A 6,872-nucleotide genomic window follows, 5' to 3' on the forward strand; every position below is an offset into this window, starting at 1 on the left:
TCAAAAACTGAAATGGAAGTTGTAAAAGAGTTAGCCTCAAACGATAAAGCCTACAGATCATTAACGTTAAGTTGGTTTAAAAACTCGCCACTTTTGGATATGATACAACAAGCTCAGCAATTAGGTTTTAAATTAATTCTTACTACTGATCATGGAACTATAAATGTAAAAAACCCATCGAAAGTTATAGGTGATAGGGATACGAGCCTGAACCTTCGTTATAAAACAGGCAGAAGCTTAACTTATGAAAAGAAAGATGTCTTGGAAAGTAAAAACCCTAAGGAGCTTCATTTGCCATCTATTAACATGAGTAGTTCCTATATTTTTGCAAAAGGAGATTTGTTTTTTGCATATCCAAACAACTATAATCATTATGTGAGCTACTACAGAAACACCTATCAGCATGGTGGGGTTTCCTTGGAAGAAATGATTATTCCATTTGCAGTTTTTAATCCAAAATAATCTACAAAAGACAAAAAACATCGATGAAATGCATTATTTCTTAGGATTTATCAATATTTATACTTATTATTGTATTCAAATTTTAAAAAATATTGGAAATTAGTTACGGAATTGATGAGGTTGAGCACGTTGCACAACATATCATTAAAAATGCAAAAACTAAAACATTATTATTCTATGGTGAGATGGGTGCTGGTAAAACAACATTAATAAAAACTATAGTAAAGGTTTTAGGTAGTGATGACGACGTTAGTAGTCCAACATTTTCAATTGTTAATGAATATAAATTAAATGATGAAAAAATTTTTCATTTTGATTTATATAGGATTAATGACATTGAAGAAGCTTATAATTTTGGAATAGAAGATTATCTAGATTCTGAGTATTGGAAATTAATTGAATGGCCAGAAAAAATTGAGTCCATTTTAAATGACAATTTTGATAGAATTGACTTAAAATTAGACACTAAAAACAATAGAATTTTAAGTCTAAATACAAACCAAACAACCTAATAAACCTTTAGCTTATGTAATATAAATAACATATTCTCCAATTAGTTTTGAAGTTTTACGGAAAACCCACATCAAGAATTATTGAAATCGTTGTTTTTAACATAATTTTAACATTTAGCGATGTACTTCAGCCTAGTCTTTATATACATTTGAGGTATTAATTCATTAAATCCCTTAAAAATATGAAAACAAAAAAACTAGTAATTGCAACGGCAATTTTCGGAGGTGTTTTATTTATGGCACTAGCTGCAAACACGTATAATGTTGATGCGCAAAACACAGCAAAAATTGAAAAAAGAATTAAGCGAACAATCATCGCCTAAGCAATCCAAAACAACTAAAGGGTTAGTGATGGGTAGCATAATTGCTACTTTAATTTCACTAACCCCTTATTTCTTTACATTATATGAAAGTGTTCCAAAACAAAAAGTTTGGGACACTTTTTTATTTACATACCATAGCATAGAATGGCATGATGCAAATTATGCGATGTGGGTTTTTTCTGGAAAAATCATTCCTTTATTTTTATTATTCATTTGGTTTTTTACATGCAGGCATTGGTGGTACCACTCCCTTTTAGTGCCAATTGCTATGTATATATTTCAAATATTTCAAGTGTTTAATGCCGAAAACAAATACCTTGATGAGTTTCAATTAATTTATATGATTCCAATAATGGCGATTATAATACCTTCTATCTACTTAATTCGAGCCCGTATTTTTAACAAAATTAACGATGCCAATAAATCTTTGGAGGAACTTGAGGAAGAGTTTAAAATATCACCTAAAAACTTTTGGAGCAAAGTAAAAGACTATTTTTAATGAGAATTTTTTAATCGGTCTCTTTCATTTAAATCAATATTTTTTTCATTGTTTTTCAATCTGAAATTTCCGAATTTGTAATTAAATCCAAAAACCAACATTCTGTTTTCAAATTGAAATTTTGAATAAATATCTTGATTCAAATATTTTGTAGTATCATTAAAATTTTGAGTGTTAAAAACATCCAAAACTCCAACATTAACGGAAGCTTTATTTTTCCAAAACGATTTTCTTAAATTAATATCTAAACTAGATATAAAACTAGTATCTGTTGGCCCATTGTTTGTGGGTGACATGTAATTAAAAGAAATATCTGCCAATAAACTTTTGTCTTTTAAAAAACTGAAATAGTTAACAATTTCAGAATACAAACTCCATTGCTCGCCAACAAATGTTGTTGCACCACTTTCAATTGGAACGAAATTGTTTTCATAGTAATAAATGGATGACAGAAAGTATAAGGTCCAAGAATTATTCAATGATTTATACGTTGCAAAATCTAACCCATAAGAAATTGATTCATTGGTATTTGTAAATTGGTATACTAATAAATTTTCATTATTGTCTTGATAAAAATATTGTAGTGTAGGGTTGTCTTCATGCCTATAATAAAGTTCGAAAGTGTAATCTTGATTAAAAGTATAACCCAAAATAAATTGGTTGTCTATTTGCGGTTGTAAATTAGGATCTCCAGTTATAAATGTATTATCATTTAAAAAATATTTAAAAGGATTTAATTGTTTGTAATGCGGGCGATATATTCGTTTATTGTAATTAAAATACAACTCATTTTTATCATTTAGTGCATGTGAAAAATATAAAGATGGAAAAAACTTCCCATACTTTGTATTGTTTGTAGTATTGCTTGATTTTGAATTTCCATTAATATAGGTTAATTCAGTTCTTAACCCTAGTTTTAAACTCCAGGAATCCCAATCGTGAGAGTAGCTATAATAAACGGCATAGTTAGTTTCATCATAAATAAAGGCATCAGAGTTTTGCAAATCTTGCTCTCTAATATCATTTTCAAAACTATACTGAGTTAAAATATTTTCAGAGTTTATATTAGAAAATTTTAAACCAGCTTCAAATAACCCAAAATTGCCAACTGGCAATTCGTAGTCCAATTGTCCAGTATAAAGCATTATTTCCTGACTTGTAAATGTTTGAAATCTATTATTTCTAATAAGTGTTTCATTTGGATATAAATATTTGGTATCAACATTCTGAAAACTAGACAAATCATAATTAGTGTAATGCCCTCTAATTAATAACTTCTCCCCTTCTTTTTTAAATTTGTGAATATAATCTAAAGTAAAAGCCGAGTTAAACGTTTCATCAACTTTTCTGGCATCTGTTATAAACGTAGAATCTAATTCTTTCATATTGCTAAAAACATCGGTAACTGAATTAGCATTAGTTTGGGTATTTTCGCGCGGAGAAATAAGCATAGTAGTTGACAATCCCAAACTGTTATTTTTATTTATTTCATAATCAAAATTCGCATTTAAGTTTTGATCTTGACTTTCTCGAGTTCTATAATAATCAGTTTCCCAGCTGGAAGTAACTTCATCATTATTGAGAAAATTAACAAACTCCTCATTATTGCGATAATCTTTTCTTGGATTAATACTATAATTTAAATATGTATTAAGCTTTTTAGTTTTAAAAAAATGACTCGTACCAACAGCATATTTTGGGAATTTATGTCCTTGTTTATAATTTCCAAAAACACTCCCATTATAACCAGCCACAATATTTTTACTGGTAACAATGTTTATAACCGAACCACCTTCGGCTTCATATTTTGCAGGTGGACTTGTAATTACCTCTATAGATTTAATATTACTTGCAGATGTGCCTTCTAAAAGTTGTTGCAATTCACTCGAAGATAAGTGCACTCTCCTATCGTTAATATATATGGTTGGCGTGGATTGTTTTATTGTAATCTTCTCATTACTAACCAAAACACCAGGAGTATGTTTTAAAACATCTAACACATTATTATTTGAAAGTGTAGAATTCTCAACATTAAAAACCAATCTATCAACCAATCGTTTTACAGTTGGCCGTTTGGCCATTATTTTTACGCCTTCTAGTTCTTGAAAACTTTCATTAAGTAGAATGTTTTCTAAATTAATATTTTTATTAAGGGTGATTTCTTTGGTATAATCTTCAAATCCTAAATAGCTTATTCTTAAAGTATACTCTCCGTTTTCTACGTTTTCAAATTCAAAAACACCTTTTTCATTTGTAGTCGTTCCTTTTAAAACATCTGAGTTTATTTTATCTATTAAAACAACATTTGAATACCCTATTGGCTCATTATTCGCATCCTTAACACTTCCAGTAATAGTAAATTGCTGGGAAAAACATAAGGTTGTTACAAAAAAAAGAAAAGTTGTGAATAGTTTATAAAGCATTTGCTAATTTATAGAAACAAACTTAAAATAATTAATTTAAAACCATAAAAAGAAAGTGGTAATTAGTTGTTTTTTTAAGTTAATTGTCATGGATGAAACGCATTTATTAAGCTGAATGATCAAAAACATTTATTTAATGAGTTTATAATTAAATTAAAAAATTTATTTGTAATTTGAAATTTCATAATTATGAATTTAATATGTCTAAGCAACCTCTTTCGCCTTTTACCAAACAACAACTTTTACCACAAGAAGAAACGCTTGAAATATTTAAGAAAAAGGGAGAGCTTTTTATTGGTATCCCCAAGGAAACGGCATTTCAAGAAAAGCGAATTTGCTTAACACCAGATGCTGTAAATGCACTTGTAAGTAATGGGCATAGAGTTTTAATTGAGTCTGGAGCTGGTGAAGGTGCAAATTTTAGTGATAAGGATTATAGCGAAGCTGGCGCTGAAATTAGTAAGGATACTGCAAAAGTATTTGCCTGCCCAATGATTTTGAAAGTAGAACCTCCTACGCTTGATCAAATAAAACTTTTAAATCCGCAAACGATATTAATTTCTGCTTTGCAGTTAAAAACACAAACAAAAAAATATTTTTTAGCACTTGCCTCAAAAAGAATAACCGCATTAGCTTTTGAGTTTATAAGAGATACGGACGGAAGTTACCCTGCCGTTCGATCATTAAGTGAAATTGCAGGTACAGCATCTGTACTAATTGCATCAGAATTGCTTTCGGATACTAAAAACGGAAATGGATTAATGTTTGGTAATATAAGTGGAGTGCCACCTATTGAAATTGTTATTTTAGGCGCTGGAACTGTTGGTGAATTTGCAGCAAGAAGTGCCTTAGGACTTGGTGCTGGAGTTAAAGTATTTGATAATTCTATAACAAAGTTAAGGCGGATTCAATCGCAATTAGGACGTCCTCTTTTCACATCAACAATTCAACCTAAAAATTTACTAAAAGCATTAAAACGCTGTGATGTTGTTATTGGTGCTGTTAGAGGCACAAACAGATCGCCAATTGTAGTATCAGAAGCTTTAGTGCAATCTATGAAAAAGGGTGCAATTATTATTGATGTCAGTATTGATATGGGCGGATGCTTTGAAACTAGTGATGTAACATCGCATAAACAACCAACATATATAAAACATGATGTAGTACATTATTGCGTGCCTAATATTCCTGCTAGATACCCAAGAACTGCTACCGTTTCAATAAGTAACATCTTCACGCCTTATTTACTTAAAATTGCAGAAGATGGCGGAATAGAAAATTCTCTAAGATTTGACAAAGGTTTAAAAAATGGATTGTACTTTTACCACGGCATTTTAACAAGCAAACCTGTTGGTGAATGGTTCGATTTGAAATATAGTGATGTTAATTTACTAATTTTTTAATCAAAATCAAGTCCCCAACTCTAAACACTTTTAATGAAACTTATTCAGCGTATTGGTTATTATCTAGGTGGTTTTTCTATGGGATTAGTCATTTTAGCCTTTTTTTTAAATGGTAAAAAAACTTCTTGCAGTTATGGTCCAGATTCTAGGGTTTTAAAAAATATAAACACCAAAAAAATTATTTTTAGCCAAAACATTTCAGATCTAATTAATAATAAAGTGCTTGATTCTTCAGATATCACTTATATTTTAAAAAAAGGTGATGTTAATTTTTCAGAAAGTAATCCAAGACAAGAACCTTGTGGGGTTTATATTATTGAAGGTGAATATAATGATGATGAGGTGACATTAACTGTACAAAATTGCGATAGTATGGCTACACTTCAAAACTTAACAATCCATAAATAGTATGTTAAAACGTCTATTTGATGTTGTATTATCTATAATTGGATTGATATTAATTTTTCCTGTTTTATTAATTATTTCTATTTTAATAAAAATGGATTCGAAAGGGCCCGTATTATTTATTCAAGGGCGAGTTGGTAAAAACAACAAAGACTTCAATATTTATAAATTTAGAACCATGAGGATGGAGTCTAATAAAAAAGGGCTTTTAACTTTGGGAAATAATGATTCAAGGATTACTAAAATTGGCTATTTTTTAAGGCGTTATAAAATTGATGAATTTCCTCAATTAATTAACATTCTTAAAGGCGACATGAGTTTTGTTGGGCCTAGACCAGAATTACGTTACTATGTCAATTTTTATAATGAGGACGATATGAAAATATTTCAAGTTAGACCAGGAATTACGGGTTTAGCATCCTTAAAATATAGAAATGAAGTAGAATTATTAAAGGCCGCTAAGGATCCAGAAGAATATTTTATAAAAACAATTATTCCAGATAAACTTAAATTCAATAAAGAATATATAAAAAGGAGAAATTTCTTTTTTGATTTAAAACTTATTGGACTTACTATAATTAAAGTGATTACTAAATAGAATTTCAAATAAATTCTATTTAGATAAGTTATTTGCAGTAAATCATAATTATTCCTAATTTGCAAATAGATTACCTGAAAATCATACATTGTATAGAAATTTAAAGAACCTACATGAATAAAAATACTGCAGATTATATTGACGAGCTGTTGTGTGATTCAGGTTTATTTCCGTCAATTGAAAAAAATTCCAAATACAAAATACCTTTTGATTTCTCTGATGAAATTATTTTAATTACTGGTGCTGC

Annotated in this window: 7 protein-coding genes and 1 pseudogene; 7 read left to right on the forward strand and 1 reads right to left on the reverse strand. The window is 29.2% G+C overall.

What is annotated here, in order from left to right:
• The 4 genes and pseudogenes from WBN21_RS16305 to WBN21_RS16320 form a co-directional block, all read left to right on the forward strand.
• A pseudogene (locus WBN21_RS16305) lies at positions 1–462 on the forward strand (two-component system response regulator); the annotation flags it as partial.
• Positions 463–554: 92 nt separating this feature from the next.
• Positions 555–974, forward strand: coding sequence for a tRNA (adenosine(37)-N6)-threonylcarbamoyltransferase complex ATPase subunit type 1 TsaE (gene tsaE, locus WBN21_RS16310; RefSeq protein ID WP_424202151.1), 420 nt, complete (start codon positions 555–557; stop codon positions 972–974).
• Positions 975–1,156: 182 nt separating this feature from the next.
• Positions 1,157–1,297 carry a hypothetical protein gene (locus WBN21_RS16315; protein WP_424202153.1) on the forward strand — a complete coding sequence of 47 codons (141 nt, stop codon included), beginning with the start codon at positions 1,157–1,159 and terminating at the stop codon, positions 1,295–1,297.
• Positions 1,263–1,796: a hypothetical protein gene (locus tag WBN21_RS16320; RefSeq protein WP_424202155.1), complete on the forward strand. Its 534-nt coding sequence runs from the start codon at positions 1,263–1,265 to the stop codon at positions 1,794–1,796. Before WBN21_RS16315 ends, WBN21_RS16320 begins: the two co-directional genes overlap by 35 nt.
• On the opposite strand, the gene WBN21_RS16325 is transcribed toward WBN21_RS16320, so the two are convergent.
• A complete protein-coding gene (locus tag WBN21_RS16325) occupies positions 1,793–4,219 on the reverse strand; it encodes an outer membrane beta-barrel protein (protein WP_424202157.1) in 2,427 nt (808 codons plus the stop codon). The genes WBN21_RS16320 and WBN21_RS16325 overlap by 4 nt on opposite strands.
• A 200-nt stretch (positions 4,220–4,419) precedes the next feature.
• Between WBN21_RS16325 and WBN21_RS16330 the strand changes: the two genes are divergently transcribed.
• The 3 genes from WBN21_RS16330 to WBN21_RS16340 are packed head-to-tail and all read left to right on the forward strand — an operon-like array spanning position 4,420 to position 6,625.
• Entirely contained in the window at positions 4,420–5,622 is a 1,203-nt protein-coding gene (locus WBN21_RS16330) for an alanine dehydrogenase (protein WP_424202159.1), read from the forward strand.
• A 33-nt stretch (positions 5,623–5,655) separates the two neighbouring features.
• Positions 5,656–6,030 carry a hypothetical protein gene (locus WBN21_RS16335; protein ID WP_424202161.1) on the forward strand — a complete coding sequence of 125 codons (375 nt, stop codon included), beginning with the start codon at positions 5,656–5,658 and terminating at the stop codon, positions 6,028–6,030.
• 1 nt (position 6,031) lies between these two features.
• The gene (locus tag WBN21_RS16340; protein WP_424202163.1) at positions 6,032–6,625 is read left to right on the forward strand and encodes a sugar transferase; all 594 of its coding nucleotides are present in this window, start codon (positions 6,032–6,034) and stop codon (positions 6,623–6,625) included.
• Positions 6,626–6,872: the final 247 nt, after the last annotated feature.

Source organism: Algibacter sp., assembly GCF_049667265.1.
Classification (GTDB): Bacteria; Bacteroidota; Bacteroidia; order Flavobacteriales; family Flavobacteriaceae; genus Algibacter_B.